Source organism: Muriicola sp. Z0-33 (genome assembly GCF_026126425.1).
Lineage (GTDB): Bacteria > Bacteroidota > Bacteroidia > Flavobacteriales > Flavobacteriaceae > JAFMPW01.
Genome location: NZ_JAFMPW010000004.1, coordinates 106,451 through 129,026, shown reverse-complemented (window position 1 = coordinate 129,026; position 22,576 = coordinate 106,451). Strand labels below are relative to the sequence as shown.

Below are 22,576 nucleotides of genomic sequence, written 5' to 3'. Positions count from 1 at the left end.
AAAAAATAATGCTTCATGCCAAAATGGAAGGTCTACATATCCTCTACATTTAGGGATCTAAAGGATTTCAGGTTCGAATTAATCAATCTTTTTCAAAATCAGCTCAAGAATAATTTTGAGTTGAGTGAGATCATGGAAAGGATGTTCGACGATGGAACCTATGCACCTTTTGTAGATGATTGTGTTGAAGCCGTCCAAAGCAGTGACATTTATATCATTATTCTTGGCAATAGAACAGGTTCATTTCCTCCAGATGAAGAAAGAACCTATACCGAAATAGAATTAGATACAGCCCTGGCCAATGACAAATACATCTTCTGTTTGCGTCTGGAGTCTTTTGATGAGGCGATAATTGACAATAAAACCAAACACAATGAGTTATTGGGGAAGTTTGATGGAAGACCCATACACACCTTCAAAGATCTTACTGAGCTCAAGAATATTCTTTTTGAATGCCTGATCCCTTTTGCATCTGAGTCACCTATCAATAATAAGAACCCCTATAAAGGGCTTGCCTCTTTTGAGGTAGAAGACGGGGGTTATTTCTTTGGGCGGGATCAGGAACTGGAAGATTGTTTAAAAAAGATAATTACAAAAAGTGGCCCTTCCAATATATCCGTGATTGGAAACTCTGGGACGGGGAAAAGCTCGTTTGTTCGTGCAGGACTACTCTATAGACTTAAAAAAAGGGAAGAACTAGGTTTTTCAGATCATTTACAAATCATAATTACTCCGGGAAGTGAACCTTTTACCAACCTTAAATACCAATTGAAGCTAGTGGGTATTTCTGATGAAGAAGTATTGTCTAATGCAACAAGGACAGCTAAATTAATTCTATTTTTCGACCAGTTCGAAGAAGTGATCACCCAATGCAATTCTCCCGAAGGTCTGGAAGAAAGAAAACAGCTTTTTGATTTTTTGGAAGAAGTTGTTGATCCTGAAAGAACGGTTTCAGGTATTGTTGTGATCACAACATTTCGGAGTGATTTCCTTTCCCAACTGGCCAATTTTGACTTTGTAAAAAACCATCAGATCATTTTTCCAATAAGCAGCCTTGACTATAAAGTGCATGCCCCCAATTGGCAACAGAGTATGGAAGAAATTATTACCAGGCCTGCTCTTAAAAATGGTGTGGTCATTGAAAAAGAATTAGTGAATGAAATTACCAATCAGATTAAAGAAGTAGAAGGCTCTTTATCCATATTACAATTTACCCTGCAACGTATCTGGAATCAAGAATCCATAGCGGATCGACTCATAAGTACAACAGAATTTAGTCAAATTTCTGAAGGGAAAGGTATTGCTGGTATTATAGAAACCCATGCGGAACAAGTCGTCAAGAGAATAACGAATCATGGAAGGGATAAAGTAAAAGAGGCTATTCTAAAAAGCATTTTTGTGAATCTTGTGGAAGTCAATGAGAATCTCTTAGATGTTAAAAGAACGGTATTAAAGACTGATTTGTATTCTATTTTGAAAATGTATCCGGAGCATATCATTACCGAAATATTTGAGGTCCTAGTGAGTGAAAAAAGTCGTCTTATACATGTTTTTGAAAGTAAAGATACTTCCATAAACGTGAGTATAATCCATGAAGTATTAATACGCAAATGGGATCGACTAAAAGGCTGGATAGATGAAAGGAGAGAAGCACTGGAACAGAAGAAAAGGATAATTCTGGATATTGCTGCGTTTAAAAAAGGAGAGGAACGACTGCTGTATGGAAGGAAACAATTGGCAAGAGCCAGGAAGTGGTCCACTAGTAATCCCGATCTTTGCAATGAGGAAATTGACACTTTTTTATTACAAGCTAAAAAAACCTTAAACAGTAAAATTTATAGAGGTACTGGGATAATTATATTCTTGAGTATAATACTATTTTATACCATAAGTTTTGCAGTTTTAAATAGGCAAAAAAAGGAATTCATAAGTGATATTGAATCTTTAGTTGATAAGAGCTTATATTTTGAATTTTTAAGATATGGAAGAAATCTTGATTCAATTAAAACTGTAACTGTATCCCCTTTTACGGAATCGGTTTTGCGGGGTAATCTAAATTTATTCGAAAATTTGAATCATCTATCGATACTATCCAGTGTAAAGGGAAATCTTGATTTTTTAAATGGTTTTAAAAACAATATTAGAATTGATACGGTAACGATTATTGAAAATAATAGTCTTACCAGTTTAGAAGGTATTGAAAAGTTAACCAACCTCACTTCCCTGACCCTTGATAATAATATTGGTCTTGCCAGTTTAGAAGGTCTTAAAAACTTACCCAACCTTACTTCCCTGACCCTTGATAATAATGATAGTCTTGCCAGTTTAGAAGGTCTTAAAAACTTACCCAAGCTTACTTCCCTGACCCTTGAACGTAATTCTGGCCTTGCCAGTTTAGAAGGTCTTGAAAGGTTAAATGGTCTTACCTCCCTGACCCTTGAACGTAATTCTGGCCTTGCCAGTTTAGAAGGTCTTGAAAGGTTAAATGGCCTTACCACCTTGACTCTTGAACGTAATTATAGCGTTACCAGTTTGGATGGCATTGAAAAGTTAACCAACCTCACTTCCCTGACCCTTGATAATAATGATAGTCTTGCCAGTTTAGAAGGTATTAAAAAATTAACCAACCTTACTTCCCTGACCCTTGAAGGTAATTCAGGCCTTACCAGTTTAGATGGTATTGAAAAGTTAACTAGTCTTAATTACTTGGCCATTTTAAATAATTACAAATTACACCGTTTAACAGGTATAGAACAACTTTCATCACTTTCTGAATTAACAGTTACTTCTGTTAATGGAATAAATAATTTGAAGTCACTTAATGATATTAAATCGCTTAATACCCTGGCATTAAAAAATAATTACTCTCTTAGGAGCCTAAAGGGAATTGAAAATCTGACTGGTCTTACTTCATTGACTCTATTTAATAATAATAGACTTACCAGTTTGGATGGCATTGAAAAGCTAACCAACCTCACTTCCCTGACCCTCGGAGGTAATTCTGGCCTTACCAGTTTAGAAGGACTTGAAAGGTTAAATGGCCTTACTTCGTTGACTCTTTTTAATAATAATAGTCTTACCAGTTTAGAACGTCTTAAAAAGTTAACCAACCTCACTTCCCTGACCCTTGAAGGTAATTCTGGCCTTGCCAGTTTGGATGGCATTGAAAAGTTAACTAACCTTACTTCCCTGACCCTTGAAGGTAATTCTGGCCTGGCCAGTTTGGATGGCATTGAAAAGTTGACCAACCTTACTTCCCTGATCCTTGAAGGTAATTCTGGCCTTGCCAGTTTAGAAGGTCTTGAAAAGTTGACCAACCTTACTTCCCTGATCCTTGAAGGTAATTCTGGCCTTGCCAGTTTAGAAGGTCTTGAAGGGTTAAATGGTCTTACTTCCTTGACCCTTGAACGTAATTATGGCCTTACCAGTTTGGATGGCATTGAAAAGTTAACCAACCTCACTTCCCTGACCCTTGATAATAATGATAGTCTTACCAGTTTAGAAGGTATTGAAAAGTTAACCAACCTCACTTCCCTGACCCTAGGAGATAATTCTGGCCTTAAAAGTATAAATAGTATTGTAAATCTTACCAGCCTTATTTCCCTAAGCGTTGAGAAGGAAATCTATGAAGAACATCTAATTGAATTGAATTCCTTTTTGGATAGGAATCGCTCCTGTAAAGTGAATTGTAATATAGACTATGATAATTACTTAGAATTTTTAATTGATTTATAAACTTAATAATGGAACTTAATGGTTTACTATTTGCTGATTAGCATTCTTAGGACAAAGTACAGTATTTAAGAAAACTGAAACCGTTGCCTTGATGACCATTCATTTTAATTGCTAAAATGTCGGGAAGAATTTAGCATTGCTAATAATAAAGCCCTATAAATCAATAAGATATGTATGGCTTAAGTACTCGAGGCGGGTACAAAACCTTGATAACAAAGGAAATAAAATGTTATCTAAAGTTAAAGATAATCAAATAGTTAAGACTTCAAAACCTCATCTTTCATTTCTTTTATTTTCTTATATTTGTTACTAATACTGTTACTATAATGTTACTGGCTTTTAAGTAGTCTATTTATAGCGGTATTATAACAAGGGAAATATTTATGGGTGTAAAATTAAGAGAAAGAAGCCTTTCTAAAGGTGGTAAAAGATATTATCTGGATATTTACCACAATGGTAATAGAAGTTATGAATGGCTGCATTCTGTAGAAAAAGGTGATGATAGAATCCAAAAGAAGGCGTTAGCTGAAACAATAAGAGCGCAAAGGGCATTAGAAATTGAAAGTGAAGGAACTCATTTTGTACCTAAGCATAAAAAGAAAATTACCGTAGCACAGTACTTTGATAATTATATTGATAACTACAAACAAAAAGATGTAAGGAGTATTAAAAATGCCCTTAATAAATTCCGGCAATATCTTCAGAAGCCTAAACTGGCAATTAGCAGCCTTAACCAACTCCATATTGAAAAATTTAGGCATTATCTACTTCATGAAGCAGGATTGAATGGAGAAACCCCATACAGCTATTGGAAGCGGTTTAAGAAGGTACTTATTCATGCCCAAAAAGAAGGCTATATAAAAGAAGGCATTTACAAAAATGTAAGGTGGGAAAGTAATAACAAGAAGGCAGAAGCTACATTAACAAAACAAGTATTGACGGAAGATGAAATTGCCATATTGAAAAAAACTAGATGCGGCAATGATGAGGTAAAGCGGGCATTTTTGTTTGCTTGCTATACTGGACTTGGCTATGCAGAATTTAAAAAACTCGCCTGGAAGAATATCATAAATAACCGTTTGGTAATTGATCGGGTAAAGACTAATAGTGAAATTAACATTAAGTTAAGTGCTTCGGCTTTAGGTTTAGCCGGGGAGCCTTCCGAAGGATTGATCTTTGACTTAAAACACAAAAACAAATTTCTTAGTGAGGTTGCTATTAAAAAGAACCTTACAAATTGGTTAAGGCGAGCTAAGATTGATAAGAATATAACTTTCTATTGTGGGAGGCATACATTTGCCGTTAGGTTGCTCTCAAATGGCGCTAACCTTAAAACCGTCGCCGATGCTTTAGGGCATAGTTCCACTGCCCATACAATTAAATACCTCAACTATGTAAACAGCATCAAAGATGATGCTACTTCAAATTTAAGCTAAATGGAGATCCCTTTTAAGTACTATTTAACTCTTGAAGATTTTAAATCTAATTACAAAAAGGATTTACAAAATTTTCAGAATACAATTGAATCAGGGGATGAAATAATATATGCTCATTTTTTAGAAGAAAAGTATTTAGAAATTGCAGGTGTGCTTGAAAATTTTGAGATGCACGAAATAGAATTTGATAATACAACTACAGGAAGAAAATCATTAAGTGAACTTGTAGGAAGAAATTTTGATAATGGTATTCATTACAAAGATTTAGGCAGTTGGTATAATTCAAAACAAGAAGCATTGAACAGCTTCAAAAATGCTAGAATAAGAATATTTAGTTACAAGGAATTAGAAATTTTGATAACTGTATTCTACTATGAGGAGAACGGCAATTTGCTTTTTAATAATGTAGAGTTTTTGAGACAGAAAATTGCCTTTGAAGAGATATTAAAACTTATTGAAATGAAGAAGAGCCAATCTTTAAATAGTACAATAGAACCTTTGGATTTCAACCTAAACCAAACTGATTTAATACATTTTTTTGATTTGCTGGTGGATGCTGATATTATAAAGGAGCCTACAAGTAAGGCACATAAAAGCAAAGGTGGTTTTTATGGAAAATTGGCACAATACTTCACTGCAAAAGGACAAGCGATTAATCCAAACTATGCAAAAGGAGTCAAAATCAGAAAAAAGAATAAGGGCACTCCATATTCAGAATCATATTTTGAAGCCTTACAGGACTTAAAAAAAACTATTGCTAAGCAACTAAGCAAAGGGTAACCGTTACCCATTAGTACCCCTATAATCTACTTTTTCCTTTCTTTCTTTACACCTGTATTTACATATAGGACAGGCCTGTCCATTTTATTAATCCATAAAATATAATAAGATGGAAAAAACAATTTTTAATCTTAGTGATGCAGCAATGTATACCGGCTATAGTAAGAGCCATTTATACAAGCTAACACACTTTAAAAGAATTACACACTTTAAGCCTAATGGCAAGAATATCTTCTTTAAAAAGCAAAGTTTAGATGATTATTTATTGCAAAATAGAGTAGAAGCCGTTTCGGCTGATGATGTAGAAGCACAGGCAGCAAATTATCTTTTAACCTCAAAAAGCAAAGCCAAATGATCACAGCATACTACAGGCTTGTATTACTTTCAGATGAGGTAAAAGCCAAGAATAATATAAAAGTCGGAGCAAAAGTACCCAGGTATGATTGTGTTGAATACAGCGGTCAATATGATGGCATAAATCCATTCATAAATCCTAAAGGGATGTTTAAACTTTCATTAATGGACACCAAAGAGTTCGTCATTGCAGACAAAAGAAGGATGGCAGAATTTGCCCTTGTAGGTGGAAAGAACTTAAATTTTTCTAGTCTATATTTTGAAGATGCCAATAGCAATATCGGTTATGGCAATCCCAATGGAAAACCTTATTTAAAAGATGGTAGAAATAATCCTGTTTTCTCTTTTAGACAGGATTTATACATCTTTCTTATAGATGATGCTTTCACGCAACTGGAAATTCTGGTGTTAAGAAACCAGAAAGGATTTGCCGGGGAATTACTCCAATCAATTTTGGGTGGGGATTTTGACGCTGAGATTGAAAACCATAGAAATAGGGCTAAAACATTCTACAGTTATGGATAGAGGTGCTATTAGTAAGTGGTATCTAAGGACAATTCTTGTCCACTACCTACAGAGTTATGTATGATAGCGTAGGATTGTGGATGCCTTCAGGAGAATTGGTGGGGAGCGGGTATAAGGACAAAATACCCGCTTTGCTATCCAACACTACATTTAAAGAGAAATCTAATGGCAACTGGTGGATTACTGGAAACTATAAAAACCTATTTGTATCGGTAGGAGAAGAGGGATTTTCTATAAAGGGTAGTCCTAATAAATTTTATCATGGGTACAATTTTAAAAAACTTACCCGGCAGGAATTTGAGTTGAGCATTGAAATGTTAAGCGATACATTCAGCATAGATATTAAGCAAGCCAGGGCCTCATCTTTGGATGTTGCGCATAACTTTGTGATGCAAGAGCCAGTTGTTGCTTATTATCCTTTTCTTGGTATTTGTAGGTACTATTATAGGCAGCAAATATTAAACAGCCTTTATTATAGAAACGGCCTAAGAACCCTTATTTTTTATGACAAGGCATTGGAGGGTAAAATGAATGGTGAAATTATACCTGATGCATGGATGGGAAAAAATGTACTTAGATTTGAAGTAAGATTTAGAAATAGGCTATTAAAACAATTTAACATGGCCAGTCTAACTGCCCGGGATTTGTATAGTGATGAGGTATATATTCAGATCGTGCATAGGTGGGCTTCAGAATATAAGAACATAAAAAAAAATAAGGTTATGAATCCAGGAGTAGATAATCTTACCTGCAAAAAAGCAAAAGAAATTCTATTAAGTGCATTGGTGGCCAAAATAGGGCAAAATGAGATTGTTTCTTTGGTAGATGGCTGGAAGGACAATTTCACTACAAAAAAGGAAGCACAGCGCTTTAAAAAGGGCTTAGCACATCTCGGCGGCCTTACTTTAGAATCTGATTTAATAAAAGAGTTGGATAAAAAAATTAATCAGGTTAAGGAATATTATAGATAGTTGCTCCTGTGAATGACTCCAGCTCATAAAAAGGATTTTTATTAAATTGGGAAGTAATTAGTTCAAAGATTGATATGAAAAATAGTCATTTTTACAGTACTTTTAATATGCCCAATTCATTAATAATTATGCTCATTATGACCACTTTCTATGCAACAGGTCAGGATGATCTTAAATACCTGAATTTTCATACCGAAAGTGGTTCAAGAAAAATAATCTGGGAATTAATTGTTGAAAATGAGAAACCAAAAGATTCATTAATGAAGTCTTATTTAGATAACGTGATTATCAAAAACAATATAGCGAATCATAAGTTGACTGATAATTCAATATTAGGATTTATGAAAGAAGTTTATATGCCGGATTCTGGATTACCAATGAATTTTAAGTACAACATATCCTTCAAGAAGGGAAGATACCGAATACAAATTTTTGAAATCCTATTTATGACTTCTAAGACTTCATTAGATGGTTTTTCTTTTGGCGATACGCCGGTAGAATCCTGGTTTTTAAATGGCAAGGGCTCTAAATTTAAAACTGGCAAAACCAATGTGCAATTGATGAAAAAAATTGATAGTTTCTTTAAAAATGAATTTGTTATCAAGAATACCTCCGATAGTGACGATGATGATTGGTAAATTTCAAAATAAGGAATTGAATAATCAAGTTTTTTCAAATTTTTAGTGTTTTTCCACTCTATAAAGGGGATTTAATAAAGAAGATTAATTATTATTAATTAATTAAAACAAAATTAAAATGCCAGATGGAAGGTCAAATAATGGCGGGCATAGTACAAAAGGCTATGCGGGTAGAAAACCCAAGGCTGATGAGGACAGAATTAGAGGCCTATCGATTAATGCATTGCAGGAAGTTTTTGGAAGTGAAGAAAAGGCTTTTGAACATATTGCCTCAATGGCGAGAGAATCATTCCCGCACCTAAAACTACTTTTGGAATATGCATATGGAAAGCCAATGGAATCAAAGCAGATAAATACATTTATTGAACAGCCGTTATTCCCCGAGCACATTTCTCTTTAGAAGGTCTTAGAGTCAAATTTCTATGAAAAACATATTTAGGTTACCAAGGATATTAATAATTATCATAACTGTATTATCATTAGTAGGGTGCACTAATAATATTAAGAAAAGAATAAGTGATAAGGATTCTCACAAAGTACTTATGAAACTTAAAAATGAAGAAGGCTTAGAGCCTATTTATAATGAATTAACTTCTGAATATAGAAAAATACTAATGTATCATGAAATAGGTAATAAGGGAGATATGGCCATAATTATTCAATATGGCATTAGATATGAGGACATAACATTTGAAGATCTGATTGATAAAATTAAATAAAATTAACCTAGAAAGTCTATTATTGTTACTATAATGTTACCAGTTATAATATAAAACCCTGAAAATCAAATGATTAACAGGGCTTATAAGTACTCGAGGCGGGACTTGAACCCGCACGGCCTAATGGCCATTGGATTTTAAGTCCAACGTGTCTACCAATTCCACCACTCGAGCGCGCTTTTACTCCATTGCATTCACAAAGGAGCGGTAGTGCATAAAAAAACGCCGACAGGCAGCGTTCTCCTGAGCGAAAAACGGGATTCGAACCTGCCTGCCGTCAGGCAGGCCCGCGACCGAGGTCGCAGTATCGATCGAGTTTAATTTAATACTCGCTCAAATTCATGCACTCCGAGCGAAAAACGGGATTCGAACCCGCGACCTCCACCTTGGCAAGGTGGCGCTCTACCAACTGAGCTATTTTCGCGAAATTTAAAGAACTTAACGCCTGTAATTCTAATTGCTCCAGACGCGGACGCAAATTTAATACAATTCTGTAAAATGAAAAGAACTTTTGATTAAAAAGAAATACAGATGTGCAGAACAATTTAAAAACAGCAGCCCAGTGAACCGCTAAGAGCTGGCTTTTTTATTTTTACTAAGCAAACGCTTAATTTCATTTAACTTCATAAGCGCTTCTACCGGAGTAAGGGTATCTATGTCTAAATGAAGAATCTCTTCCTTAATCTGCTCCAGCAACGGATCGTCCAGATTAAAGAAACTCAGTTGCATATCGCTTTGTACGGTCTGTAGCTTGTCTGTCAGCTCTTCACTACTGTGCGATTTCTCTAACTTTTTCAGAATCTTATTGGCTTTGGAAATCACCTGCTGGGGCATCCCGGCCATTTTTGCTACATGTATTCCAAAACTATGCTGGCTTCCCCCGGGGGCAAGTTTCCTCAGAAATAGCACCTTGTCTTGCAGTTCCTTGATAGACACATTGTAATTCTTTATCCGCTCAAAAGTTACCTCCATCTCGTTGAGCTCATGATAATGCGTCGCAAAAAGCGTTTTCGCCCGCGCAGGATGTTCATGCAAATACTCAGAGATAGACCAGGCGATAGAGATCCCATCGTAGGTGCTGGTGCCCCGCCCAATTTCATCTAATAATACCAGGCTGCGTTCAGATAAATTGTTAAGAATAGAAGCCGTCTCATTCATCTCTACCATAAAAGTAGACTCCCCCATTGAAATATTATCACTGGCGCCCACACGGGTAAAAATTTTGTCTACCACCCCTAAGGTAGCCGCCTCGGCCGGGACAAAACTCCCAATTTGTGCCAATAAAACAATTAAAGCGGTTTGCCTTAGAATGGCAGATTTACCACTCATGTTGGGCCCGGTGATCATAATAATTTGCTGGTTCTCCCGGTTAAGGATAAGATCGTTAGGGACGTATGCCTCCCCTAAAGGCAATTGTTTTTCTATTACCGGATGACGCCCGTTCTTTATTTCTATTTCCGTGCTGTCATTAATTACAGGCGCAACATAATTGTTCTCTTCTGCAAGTTGGGTAAACCCACAGAGGCAATCTAATTGGGCTACTTGTATGGCATTCTGCTGAACCGTTGCAATATACTCTTGCATCCAGACTACCAATTGGGCAAACAATTGCTGTTCTAGCTGCATTATACGCTCTTCTGCCCCTAAAATCTTGGTTTCATATTCTTTTAATTCTTCGGTAATATAACGTTCTGCGCTAACCAGGGTTTGTTTCCTGATCCACTCTTCAGGAACCTTGTCTTTATGGGTATTTCTAACTTCTATATAATACCCGAAAACATTGTTAGAAGCAATCTTAAGTGAAGTAATACCCGTGCGCTCGGTTTCTCTTTGCAGCATCTTATCCAAATGATCCTTCCCTGAGAACCTGAGTGCCCTGAGTTCATCTAATTCTTCAGAATAGTTTTCTGCAATCACACTTCCTTTAAGGATATTTACCGGTGCTTCTTCCTGTAGCATTTCCTTGATCTTCTCCCTCAACAGATCACAATTGTCTATACTTTCCCCTATATTTTTTAATGATGTGTTATCAGAAGCTATGGCAAGCGATTTAATCGGCACCAGGGCTTCCAGGGAATTTTTGAGTTGTATGACTTCCCTTGGGTTTATTTTGCCAGTTGCCACTTTGGAGATTAAACGTTCCAGATCTCCCAACTGCTTTATCCAATGTTGCAACTTTTGAAAAACTTCGTCATGGCCAATGAGGTATGTAATCACCTGATGCCGGCTCCTTATTCTTTCAATATTTTTTAAAGGAAGCGCCAGCCACCTTTTTAACATACGGCCACCCATAGGCGACATGGTCTTGTCTATAACGTCCAGGAGGGTTACCGCATTGGGGTTGTAAGAATGGTACAGCTCCAGATTGTTGATGGTAAATCTATCCATCCATACATGGTCTTCTTCTGCTATCCGATGAATGGTATTTATGTGTTGTAACCTCCTGTGCTGTGTTTCAGAAAGATAATGCAATACTGTTCCTGAAGCAATAATACCATGGTGCAAATGTGAAATCCCAAAACCCTTCAATGAAGTGGTCTTAAAATGGGTGGTCAGGGTTTCGCTGGCATAATCTTCCTGAAATATCCAATCTTCCAGGAAAAAAGTATGGTGTTCCTTTCCAAAAGTGGCCTCAAAGTCTGTTTTGTGGTTTTTGGATACCAGGATTTCACTTGGGGTAAAATTTTGGAGCAATTTATCTATTTGTTCCTCATTACCTTCCGACACCAAAAATTCTCCGGTAGAAATATCCAGAAAGGCAATGCCAAACAAACTTCTGCCAAATTGAACGGCACAGAGAAAATTATTGGTGTTAGCCTCTAAAATATCGTCATTCATAGCTACCCCGGGGGTCACTAATTCTGTTACTCCCCTTTTTACAATGGTCTTTGTTAGTTTGGGATCTTCTAACTGATCGCAAATGGCCACCCGCTCCCCGGCTTTTACCAGCTTGGGCAAATAGGTATTTAATGAATGGTGTGGAAAACCTGCCAGTTCTGTTCTGTCTCCCCCGTTGTTCCTATGGGTAAGGATGATTCCCAATATTTTGGAAGCTTTAACAGCATCTGCACCAAAGGTTTCATAGAAATCCCCAACACGAAATAACAACAGCGCATCAGGATATTTGGTCTTGATGGTATTGTATTGCTTCATTAAAGGGGTAACCTTTTTTGTTTTTTTGGATGTCGTCAAAGCGAATTGAATAGTTTATTTTTACAAAAAATGTACTAAAACGAATGTACTATTTTCTCCTATGATCATAAACCATTGTTGATATTTCAGGATAACTTCGTGAAACCGCAATTTGATGGTACAGCAAATTGGTTGGTTGAACGAATCCTGAGCGTAGGCGAAGGATCTTTTTTAGTTGTTCGCTTGGCCTGTGACCACAATTTGATGGAATAACAAATTGGTTGATTGAACGAATCCTGAGGGTAGCCGAAGGAGCTGTGCAACCTGAAATAAATCAACAATACAAACTGAAATTAGCAGTAACATTTAATGCGAAAATTAAAAAACAGCGAACTTAATCGCCTGGATGCAGAACAGTTTAAACTGGCAAAAAAAACACCGCTTGTTATCGTCCTGGACAATATCAGGAGTTTAAACAACATTGGGTCGGTTTTCAGGACAGCAGATGCTTTCCTGATAGAGAAGATATATCTCTGCGGAATAACGGCCACCCCTCCACATAAAGACATCAGGAAAACAGCCCTGGGGGCTACAGAGAGTGTTCTCTGGGAATACCGAAAAGACACATTGCAGTTGGTACAGCAATTAAAGGAAGATTACCATTGTCTGGCCATAGAGCAGGCAGAAAATGCCCAGATGCTAAATACCTTTGAAGTAGACGAAAAACAAAGGTATGTGGTTATTTTTGGTAATGAAGTAAAAGGGGTTTCCCAGGAGGTGGTCAGTGCCTGTCATGGGGTTTTGGAAATACCCCAGTTTGGGACAAAACATTCCCTCAATATTGCAGTAAGTGCGGGCGTCGTGGTCTGGGATTTTTGGTGTAAAATGCGTTAAAAAATAAAAAAGCCCCGACAAAAATTTGTCAGGGCCTGAGTATAGTTTGAGTTAGTTAGTTTCCAACTAAGGGCCTGCAATAAAGTAAATCCTTCCCAGCTACACAAGTTTTTTTTAATAAAATAGCTCAATAAGACAGGTTAGCGGCAAACTGCAGTATTTTGTCCAGAACGGTTTTATAATCCTTAGAACTGGCTACAAAATCCAGATTATTAATGTCTAATACCAGGTTGTTCTGATCCGGGTAACCTCTGATAAAATCAAAATAACCCCGGTTAATTTTTTCCAGGTAATCGGCAGAGATATTCTGTTCATAGTCTCTTCCCCTTTTCCTGATATTCTCTAGCAGGCGTTCGGTATCCTGATATAAATACATGTAGATCTTGGGTTTCTTCACCTCTCTATACATAAAGTCGAACAGCTTGCGATAAAGTAAAAACTCATCTTTCTGCAAAGTAATTTTGGCGAAAATCAGGGATTTATAAATATCATAATCGCTCACCATAAATTGTTTGAAAAGATCAAACTGACTGGTGTCATCTGTAAATTGCTGGTACCTGTCTGCCAAAAAAGACATTTCCAGAGGAAAGGCATACCTGTTCTGGTCTTTATAGAATTTTGGCAGAAAGGGGTTGTCTGCAAAGCGTTCTAAAACCAATTTGGCATTAAAATCGTTCGCTATCATCCTGGCAAGGGTAGACTTTCCTGCCCCTATATTCCCCTCTATAGCTACAAAATTAAGACCACTGAAAAGGGCATTCATGTCTTTATAAAACCTGTGGGAGGTTTTTTCAATGGTACTTTTATCTCCACACTGTTGAAGCAGGTTTCTACTGTCTTTTGCCAGGACAGGGTGGTAGAATTGCGGAGCAATATCTGCCAGCGGCCGCAGTACAAATCGGCGCTTATGCAATTGCGGATGCGGTAATACAAGTTTTGGGCTTTCAATAACCTCATCATCGTAATATAGAATATCTATATCTATACTCCTTGCCTGGTAGGTAGCTTCCTTTGCCCTTTGACGCCCGAGGTTCTCTTCTATCTGGAGAATTATCGTCAACAGTTCATGAGGAGGCAGGCTGGTTTGCAGTCCAATGCAAAGATTTAAGAACTTACCCGACTCAAAACCCCATGACGGAGTTTCATACACCGATGATATTTTTTGAATATCCCCTGCGCGCTCCTGCAACATAAAAATTGCTTTTTGCAAGAGGTAGGCCCTGTCTCCAAGATTACTGCCCAGTGATAAATATGAGGTTTTTGTCGTATTCATAAAGTAAAAACAAAGTAAACAAAAGAATCGGACAATGGTTATCTTTGCCATTGAATTAATAAACTCTTTAAGGTGAAATTTTTAAGAAATCTATTAGCAGCGATTATCGGATGTTTGTTTGCCTTCGGTATCCTCTGCCTGATGTTTATGATATTTATAAGCCTGGCCAGTGCTGATGAGGGGGTAGTTGTAAAGGATAATTCTGTTTTAGAGTTTCAGTTAGATTCCCCTGTAAGTGACTATGCCGGAAATACTTCTGCGGATCCATTTGCCGGATTGTTTGAAGCAAAGCAGGGTTTAGATGAAATACTCCATGCCATAAGCATTGCCAAGGAAGATGAGCGCATCAGCGGAATAAGTATCAATGGTAATTTTCTAATGGCCGGGATGGCACAAACCCAGGCGATCCGCAATGCCCTACAAGATTTTAAGTCGTCCGGAAAGTTTGTATATGCTTACGGGGATGTATACCTGCAAAAAGATTATTACCTGTCTACGGTAGCCGATAGTATCTTCTTAAATCCGGTTGGTGCGTTAGACTTCAAAGGCCTGGCGGCCGAAGTTTTATATTATAAGGAGCTTCAGGAAAAATCTGGCATAAAGATGGAAGTGATAAGACACGGGAAGTACAAAAGCGCCGTGGAGCCATTTTTAGCCAACGAAATGAGTGCCGAGAACAGAACCCAGATTAAAGAGCTGATAGTATCACTCTGGAGCGCAATGGTAGACGATATATCAGAAGGGAGAACTCTGACAAATGCCGATATTAATCAAATAGCAGATACTTTAGGAGGTAGAACTCCCGAATATGCTGTGAAATCTGGCCTGGTAGATGAACTTCTTTATGCAGATAAATACGAAGGCAAAATTAAGAATGCTACCGGTGTGGCTGCCGATGAAGATCAGTACTATGTGGGCTTATCCGATTATATTTTTGATGCCAAAAAGAAAAAGCGCTTTAAAGGAAAGGATGAAATTGCTGTAATCTTTGCTCAGGGCGAGATATTATATGGTGAAGGAGGCCCAGAGTACATTGGCCAGGGAATTATAACAAGGGCACTGAGAAGGGCCAAAGAGGATGATGATGTCAAAGCCGTTGTTTTACGCGTAAACTCCCCCGGAGGCAGTGCCTTAACTTCAGATATCATATGGCGGGAAGTGGAATTACTAAAGGAAAGCAAGCCAGTTGTGGTTTCTATGGGCAATGTGGCTGCATCCGGAGGATACTATATTGCGGCAGGAGCAGACAAAATCTTCGCCGAACCCACTACCATAACAGGATCTATCGGGGTATTTGGAACGATACCTAATGTTAGTGAATTAGCAGATAATATAGGGATTAATGCCGAGCAGGTTGGCACCAACAAAAATTCTGTGGATTATTCTGTATTTGAACCCATGACTAATGATTTCAGGAACCAAATGGAGGAAGGGATAGCCGAAACATATGCTACCTTTCTCAGCAGAGTGGCAGAGGGCAGGGGAATTTCTGTCGCCCGGGCCGATAGCCTTGCACAAGGAAGGGTTTGGAGCGGTACTGATGCTCTTAGACTAGGACTGGTAGACGAATTGGGCGGCCTGGAAGACGCTATTGAGGCAGCGGCAGATTTGGCCGAAATAGAGGCATTTAGCATTAAAAAGTTTCCAAGGTATAAGTCGGGATTTGCAAGATTCATGGAAGAATTCGGAAGTGCAGGTACGCAGCTCAAAACAGATTTTATCAGGGAAGAATTGGGCGAAGAGGCATACGGAATTTTCAAAGGGGTAAAATCTGCGATGGAGCAAAAAGGAATTCAGCTACGCATGCCATTTACGCTAAACATAAAATAGATAAATGACGCTAAAAGAAAGGAAACTAGCGCATAAAATCTATCTCTACCTGGGGGCACTCTTTATCACCTCCCTTGTGGTATCTAATTTAATTTTTCAGAAGTTTTTTTACTGGCACCCTTTTGGGGAAGAAGCCACAATCTTTGGGGCGCCACTTTTTGAGCTGTCTGTAGGTATTTTACCCTATCCGATTACCTTCTTGATTACGGACCTTATTTCTGAAATATTTGGTAAGAAAAAGGCAAATCAGATTGTTACGGCCGGCATTTTTGCTTCTTTCTTTTCAATGGGGATTGTACTGCTGGCAGATATTGCACCGGCCATTGCATCGTCCCCAATAGACAACGAAGTTTTTGGAAGTGTTTTTGCCTTATCTCCTATTGCCGTGCTGGCCTCTATGCTTGCCTATTTGTTTGCGCAGTATGTAGATATTGCCATCTATCACTTCTGGAAGCGTTTAACTCAGGGGAGACATCTTTGGCTTAGAAACAATTTTTCTACTTTCCTGTCTCAGTTCATTGATACCTTTACAGTGGTGAGCCTGCTTTGTCTTTTTGGGGTGCTTCCATGGGAGCTGTTCTACGGATTGGTTATCAGCGGTTTTGTTTTTAAGATTTTTATAGCACTGCTGGACACTCCTTTGCTGTATTTCTTTGTTTTTATTATCCGAAAGCGCTTTAATCTTGCCATTAATGAGGAAATAGACCTCGGAGTATAAAATAATTACCTCTTTTTTAAGTTCTAAACGAACCGTTTAGCATTTATCATGAAAAAGAAAATTATTAAGGTTATAGCAGTCGTTGTATTGCTTTTCGCAGGTTTGCTGATTGCTCTTCCTTTTTTCCTGGAAGCAAAGATTGGTGATATTATCAAGAGCAACGTAAACAATAATGTTAACGCAACTCTTGATTTTGAAGATGCCAACCTAAGTCTTATCTCTAGTTTTCCGAATGCAGAACTGGATCTAAAAAATGTTACCCTGCTCAATCATGCTCCTTTCCAGGGAGATACGCTCTTTGCGGGAAAAGAGTTGAGCCTGACTATGGGTTTAGGAGAACTCTTTAAAGGTGAGGACGACCCCATAGCCATAAAGAACCTGACGATTTCCGGGGCCAATATCCGTATAATAGTCAGCAAAGATGAGGAAGCCAATTACGAAATTGCAAAAGATGATGGTACTTCAGGTACTACTACAGGAGTGTCACAGAGCTTTTCTTTCGATTTGCAAACATATGCCCTATCAAAATCAAAAGTGATTTATCACGACAGGGCGGCAGAAATATATCTGGAAGTTGCTGATATAGAGCATACCGGTAAGGGAGATCTTTCAGCGAACTCTTCAGAATTGGATACCGATACGGAAGCCCTGGTAACCTTTAAACTAAATAATACCAACTATCTCAGGAAGAACAAAATAAAATTAAATGCCCTTATTGGCATTGATTTAATTAATGACAAATATACCTTCTTGAAAAATGAGGCCCTAATCAATCAGCTGCCTCTTGTGTTCGACGGTTTCGTGAAGGTTAATGAAAACAACCAGGAGGTTGATATTAGTTTTAAGACGCCTTCTTCCGATTTTAAGAACTTTTTGGCTGTTATTCCTGCAGAATATTCCAAAAACATTGAAAATGTAGAAACTTCCGGGAATTTCATTGTCGAAGGTCAATTTACGGGAGTTGTAGATGAAGAGCACATTCCCAAATTTAATGTCAGGATCAATTCTGATAATGCCTCCTTTAAGTATCCTGATCTTCCTAAAACCGTGAGCGGCATTTATCTGGATGTCGGTATTAATAATTCCACCGGTCTGGCAGAACAAACGTATATAGATATCAATAAAGCCTCCTTTAACATAGATAAAGATAAATTTAACTTAAGGTCGCGCATTACAGAATTATTGGGCAACACCAGGGTAGATGCCCATTTAGATGGTAATTTGGATCTTGCAAATATTTCAAACGCTTATCCGATTGCCACAGATTTGGATTTAAAGGGAAGATTAAAGGCTGATATTTCCACGGTATTTGATATGGCCGCTATAGAGAACAAACAATATAGTAACACCAGTACCAGCGGAGATTTGGATGTACGTGGTTTTGAATACAGTTCGGAGGAATTTGCCAAACCTATCAGGATAGAAGTAATGGCGATGAGTTTTAATTCGGGCACGGTTAATCTTACTGAGTTGAAAGGGGGCACGGGTACTACCGATTTTAATGCAAATGGGAAGATCAATAATCTTTTGGGTTTCTTGTTTAATAATGAAGATGTACAAGGGGATTTTGAGTTAACTTCCAATACCTTTTCCCTGAACGACTTTATGGATGATGAAGTTACGGCTGTCTCAGATGAGCAGGCTTCAGCTTCTAAAGAGGGAACAACACAGGAAAGGTTAAAAATACCGTCTTTCCTCGACGTTAATATTAATGCCTTGGCTAATACCGTTTTGTATGATAACCTCGTCCTAAAAGACGTACGCGGAAACCTAAGGATAAAAGACGAAAAAGCCGTACTGTCTAATATGAGTTCTTCGCTGTTTGACGGCCGCTTAACTTTCGAGGGGGAGGTTTCCACCAAAGGAGTACAGCCCGTATTTGATATGCAATTGGGGATGCAGGAGTTTAAGATTGGAGAAACATTTAAAGCCCTGGAATTATTTGAAGTATTGGCGCCAATTGCCAATATGCTGAAAGGGAAAATGAACTCCACGGTATCACTATCCGGGACGCTGCAGGACGACTTTACCCCGGACCTTCAAAATATCAGCGGGAATGTACTTGCAGAAGTATTGGCTACAAATATCAGCCCACAGCGTGCTGAGATGCTTAGTGCATTAAGTAGTAAACTAAGCTTTTTAAAAACCGAAAAATTAAACCTGCAGGGGTTAAAAACTGCCCTTTCTTTCGAGGATGGCATGGTAAAAGTTAAACCGTTTACCATTCACTATGAGGATATTGCTATAAAAGTAAATGGGGAACATAGTTTTGATCAAAAGCTAAATTATACCGCAACGATGGACGTCCCAACTAAATACCTGGGACAGGAAGTGAATAACCTTATAGCTAAAATTGATGAAGAGCAACTAGCGGATTTAACTATCCCCGTTGTTGCAAATATAGGAGGGAAGTATGCCGCTCCAGAAGTGAGTACCGATTTGAGTTCAGGAATAAAAAATCTGACTACCCAGCTGGTGGAAATTCAAAAACAGAAACTGATAAATCAGGGCAAGGATAAAGCCAGTGAGCTAATAGGTGGGATTTTATCTTCTGAAAAAAAGACAGATTCCGCAGCGGGGAATAACAATTCAAAAGATGGTATTGCCGATGTTGTAGGAGGTATTTTAGGTGCCAATGCTAAAAAGCCAGATACGGTTCAGGGCGATACTGCAACAGCAGAAAATGATATAGTTAAGGAAAAGGCCAAAGATATTATCGGAGGGCTTTTTGGGAAAAAGAAAAAGGACACGGCGGCGTCCAAAAATGATACTATAAAGGAATAGCTAAATTCTTCTTTATCATTTAACGCCAAGGGCAACATAATACCCTTCATTGCCGCGCACATTAAACACAGTATTGTCTTCAAAGAGCAGATATTGCCCTTTTATTCCCTTTAGAACACCTTGATAATTAGGAGTTTTATTTAGATTGAGGCTTTTAACTTTATCCGGATACCGGATTACAGGAAACTCTAAATGAGTTTCCCCTTGATTTTCAATAAAGTAGTCTTGTGCTTCTGCGGGGATATATGGCTTTAGTTTAGATCGCCATGCTACCAAATCCACATCCTCCAAAGAATTTGTCAGCATTTTACGCCAGTTGGTCTTATCATTCACATGCTCTTTCAGGGCTATTTCAGTTACCCCAGCGAGATATCGATTAGGTACTTCCACAATTTCAATGGCTTCGTGAGCTCCCTGGTCTATCCACCTGGTAGGCACCTGAGTCTTCCTGGTTACGCCTACTTTAACATTACTGGAATTTGCCAGATAAACAATATGCGGTTGCAACTGTACCTTTTTCTCATATTCAAGATCTCTGTCTTCCTTGTCGAGATGGGCAGTACTTAACTCTGGTCTCATTATCCAATCGCCAGCAGCAGGAGTTTCATAAAAACATCGCCTGCAAAAACCCTGACGGAATATTGGTAGATCCTCTCCACAGTTAAGGCATTGGTATTTGATGAACTCAATTTGCAATTCCTTGTCTAGCAACTGATTGACATTTAAAAAATCGGTATCAAATACCATATAATATTGAATGGGTTGCCCCATTTCCGTTCTCATCTTACGTAAAACTCCTTCGTATAGCATGGAAGTGCGATATAATTAAATTCGATTTGAAAATACTATCTTTAAAAAGTAAATTTAGGCAAATAAAGATACCGAAAAATGCCCATACCTTTATTCAATTCAATAGCTTCCTGGTTGCTAAAAAAGCGCTATCACCAGATAGAACTTTTTTTAAAATACCCCGGTGAAGTACAACAAGAAGTGATGCATCAACTTCTTGAAATTGCTGAGGATACGGAAATAGGCAGAAAACATGAGTTTAGTTCTATTAGCAACTACGAAACTTTCGCCAGCCGGGTGCCCATTATGTCTTATGAAGAGGCAGAGCCACTGATAGAACGTACAAGAAGAGGGGAACAGAATATTTTTTGGCCTACTGCTATAAAATGGTTTGCAAAGAGTAGCGGTACAACCAATGCTAAAAGCAAATTTATCCCTGTCAGCAATGAGGCGTTAGAAGATTGCCATTATAAGTCTGGAAAGGATTTGCTGTGTTTGTATCTGAACAACAACGAAAATTCTCAATTATTCACAGGTAAAAGTCTTCGACTGGGAGGCAGCAAAGAGCTTTATGAAGATAATGGAAGTTTCTTTGGAGATCTCTCCGCAATATTAATAGACAATATGCCATTTTGGGCAGAATTGAGTAGTACGCCCAGCAATAGGGTGTCCCTGATGAGCGAGTGGGAGACCAAAATGGATGCCATAATCCAGGAAAGCATTCAGGAGAATGTGACCAGTTTAGCAGGGGTACCTTCCTGGATGCTGGTACTGTTGAATAATGTGCTGGAGCAAACCGGCAAGCAGCATTTGTTTGAGATATGGGAAAACCTGGAGGTTTACTTCCATGGAGGGGTCAGCTTTAATCCCTACCTGGACCAATACGCAAATTTGCTGCCTCATAAGAGTTTTAAATACTATGAGATATACAACGCCTCAGAAGGATTTTTTGCTATTCAGGACAGAAACAATGCAGACGATTTGCTGCTGATGTTAGATTACGGAATTTTTTATGAATTTATCCCTATGGAGGTTTACGGCACTTCAAGGCAGAAAACAATACCCTTATGGGAGGTAGAAATAGGGAAGAACTACGCCATTATCATTTCTACCAATGCAGGTCTCTGGCGATATAAGATAGGAGATACTGTTCGGTTTACATCTACTGCTCCTTACAGGATAAAGGTTACCGGAAGGACCAAACATCATATTAATGTTTTTGGGGAAGAACTGATCATTGAAAATGCAGAGGAAGCCCTTAAGAATATTTGTGCTAAAACCGGGGCGGAAATAAAAGACTATACCGTGGCTCCGGTGTATATGTCTGGAAAGGAAAAGGGGGCACATGAATGGATTATCGAATTCAGAAGAGCGCCTGATGAGATCGAGTACTTTACAGAATTTTTGGATAATGCCTTAAAATCCCTGAATTCTGATTATGAAGCCAAGCGCTACAATAACATGACCCTCAGGATGCCGAAAGTGCATATTGCCAGGGAAAACCTGTTTTACGATTGGTTAAAATCTAAAGATAAATTGGGAGGGCAGCATAAGATTCCACGACTCTCCAATGAAAGAGAATATGTAGATGAGCTTTTGGAAATGAACAAATAAAGTTTATTCATCATACCCTATTAGGCTATTCATCTTGAAATATCCCTCCCATTAATCCTTTATGCGGATAACAGCATCTATCGGGCACATCACTTCTAATACCTTAACGGCTCATAGCAAGATCTGCTCAGTTAGAGTACTTCATCCTAACTAATGAAAACCTTCCTCCATTATTAGACATATATATATAAGATAAATGTTAGTGGAGTAAATCTGTCGGCCAGGCAAATTGGTTATTCAGAAAATAGATGAGTTTAGCCCATAGTGGCATGAAATATGCGTAGTGCTATCATGAGCTTATAAAATTGTAAGAATTCTGGACTACATCGAAGATTTGGTTCAGATAAACAAATAAATGCCGGTTTTAGGGGTTTAATGCTCAAA

17 protein-coding genes and 2 tRNA genes are annotated in these 22,576 nt (G+C 38.1%); 14 read left to right on the top strand and 5 right to left on the bottom strand.

Translation table 11 applies throughout. The annotated features are described in order from the left end of the window. Nucleotides 1–15: 15 nt before the first annotated feature. The 9 genes from J1G40_RS07915 to J1G40_RS07875 all read left to right on the top strand — a co-directional run bounded on the left by J1G40_RS07915 (nt 16) and on the right by J1G40_RS07875 (nt 9,158). Nucleotides 16–3,735: a leucine-rich repeat domain-containing protein gene (locus J1G40_RS07915; RefSeq protein WP_265242080.1), complete on the top strand. Its 3,720-nt coding sequence runs from the start codon at nt 16–18 to the stop codon at nt 3,733–3,735. A gap of 383 nt (nt 3,736–4,118) precedes the next feature. Next, a complete protein-coding gene (locus J1G40_RS07910) occupies nt 4,119–5,171 on the top strand; it encodes a site-specific integrase (protein ID WP_265242079.1) in 1,053 nt (350 codons plus the stop codon). Continuing rightward, entirely contained in the window at nt 5,172–5,951 is a 780-nt protein-coding gene (locus tag J1G40_RS07905; RefSeq protein ID WP_265242078.1) for a hypothetical protein, read from the top strand. 109 nt (nt 5,952–6,060) lie between these two features. Next, nucleotides 6,061–6,306, top strand: a complete 246-nt coding sequence (locus J1G40_RS07900) for a helix-turn-helix domain-containing protein (RefSeq protein WP_265242077.1) — start codon at nt 6,061–6,063, stop codon at nt 6,304–6,306. Further along, nucleotides 6,303–6,830, top strand: coding sequence for a hypothetical protein (locus J1G40_RS07895; RefSeq protein ID WP_265242076.1), 528 nt, complete (start codon nt 6,303–6,305; stop codon nt 6,828–6,830). Before J1G40_RS07900 ends, J1G40_RS07895 begins: the two co-directional genes overlap by 4 nt. Nucleotides 6,831–6,886: 56 nt before the next feature. After that, nucleotides 6,887–7,801, top strand: coding sequence for a phage/plasmid replication domain-containing protein (locus J1G40_RS07890; RefSeq protein WP_265242075.1), 915 nt, complete (start codon nt 6,887–6,889; stop codon nt 7,799–7,801). A 74-nt stretch (nt 7,802–7,875) separates the two neighbouring features. Continuing rightward, nucleotides 7,876–8,439 (top strand): hypothetical protein, encoded by a 564-nt coding sequence (locus J1G40_RS07885; RefSeq protein ID WP_265242074.1) that lies wholly within the window; start codon nt 7,876–7,878, stop codon nt 8,437–8,439. 118 nt (nt 8,440–8,557) lie between these two features. Next, nucleotides 8,558–8,839 carry a hypothetical protein gene (locus J1G40_RS07880; protein ID WP_265242073.1) on the top strand — a complete coding sequence of 94 codons (282 nt, stop codon included), beginning with the start codon at nt 8,558–8,560 and terminating at the stop codon, nt 8,837–8,839. A 22-nt stretch (nt 8,840–8,861) separates the two neighbouring features. Next, nucleotides 8,862–9,158 carry a hypothetical protein gene (locus J1G40_RS07875; protein WP_265242072.1) on the top strand — a complete coding sequence of 99 codons (297 nt, stop codon included), beginning with the start codon at nt 8,862–8,864 and terminating at the stop codon, nt 9,156–9,158. A gap of 90 nt (nt 9,159–9,248) precedes the next feature. Here the strand turns inward: J1G40_RS07875 and J1G40_RS07870 are convergent. From J1G40_RS07870 to mutS, 3 genes are all read right to left on the bottom strand, one after another. Continuing rightward, nucleotides 9,249–9,332: transfer RNA gene (locus tag J1G40_RS07870), tRNA-Leu, on the bottom strand. 177 nt (nt 9,333–9,509) lie between these two features. Further along, nucleotides 9,510–9,582: transfer RNA gene (locus tag J1G40_RS07865), tRNA-Gly, on the bottom strand. Nucleotides 9,583–9,728: 146 nt separating this feature from the next. Then, nucleotides 9,729–12,311, bottom strand: coding sequence for a DNA mismatch repair protein MutS (gene mutS / locus J1G40_RS07860; protein WP_265242071.1), 2,583 nt, complete (start codon nt 12,309–12,311; stop codon nt 9,729–9,731). A gap of 348 nt (nt 12,312–12,659) precedes the next feature. Here mutS and J1G40_RS07855 point away from each other — a divergent pair, with 348 nt between their 5' ends. Then, complete coding sequence (locus J1G40_RS07855) at nt 12,660–13,184, top strand: RNA methyltransferase (RefSeq protein WP_265242070.1); 525 nt, start codon at nt 12,660–12,662, stop codon at nt 13,182–13,184. Between the two features lie 127 nt (nt 13,185–13,311). Here the strand turns inward: J1G40_RS07855 and folK are convergent, their stop codons facing one another. After that, a complete protein-coding gene (gene folK / locus J1G40_RS07850) occupies nt 13,312–14,457 on the bottom strand; it encodes a 2-amino-4-hydroxy-6-hydroxymethyldihydropteridine diphosphokinase (RefSeq protein ID WP_265242069.1) in 1,146 nt (381 codons plus the stop codon). 72 nt (nt 14,458–14,529) lie between these two features. On the opposite strand from folK, the gene sppA reads away from it, so the two are divergent. Genes sppA through J1G40_RS07835 form a run of 3 tightly spaced genes read left to right on the top strand, consistent with a single transcriptional unit; the run spans nt 14,530 to nt 19,789 of the window. After that, on the top strand, nt 14,530–16,287 hold the full coding sequence (sppA, locus tag J1G40_RS07845) for a signal peptide peptidase SppA (protein ID WP_265242068.1): 1,758 nt from the start codon (nt 14,530–14,532) through the stop codon (nt 16,285–16,287). A 4-nt stretch (nt 16,288–16,291) separates the two neighbouring features. Next, nucleotides 16,292–17,005 carry a queuosine precursor transporter gene (locus tag J1G40_RS07840; protein ID WP_265242067.1) on the top strand — a complete coding sequence of 238 codons (714 nt, stop codon included), beginning with the start codon at nt 16,292–16,294 and terminating at the stop codon, nt 17,003–17,005. A 48-nt stretch (nt 17,006–17,053) separates the two neighbouring features. Next, a complete protein-coding gene (locus J1G40_RS07835; protein WP_265242066.1) occupies nt 17,054–19,789 on the top strand; it encodes an AsmA family protein in 2,736 nt (911 codons plus the stop codon). A 15-nt stretch (nt 19,790–19,804) separates the two neighbouring features. On the opposite strand, the gene J1G40_RS07830 is transcribed toward J1G40_RS07835, so the two are convergent. Further along, nucleotides 19,805–20,599, bottom strand: coding sequence for a DUF2797 domain-containing protein (locus tag J1G40_RS07830; RefSeq protein ID WP_265242065.1), 795 nt, complete (start codon nt 20,597–20,599; stop codon nt 19,805–19,807). A 78-nt stretch (nt 20,600–20,677) separates the two neighbouring features. On the opposite strand from J1G40_RS07830, the gene J1G40_RS07825 reads away from it, so the two are divergent. Beyond that, nucleotides 20,678–22,192: a GH3 auxin-responsive promoter family protein gene (locus J1G40_RS07825; RefSeq protein WP_265242064.1), complete on the top strand. Its 1,515-nt coding sequence runs from the start codon at nt 20,678–20,680 to the stop codon at nt 22,190–22,192. Nucleotides 22,193–22,576: the final 384 nt, after the last annotated feature.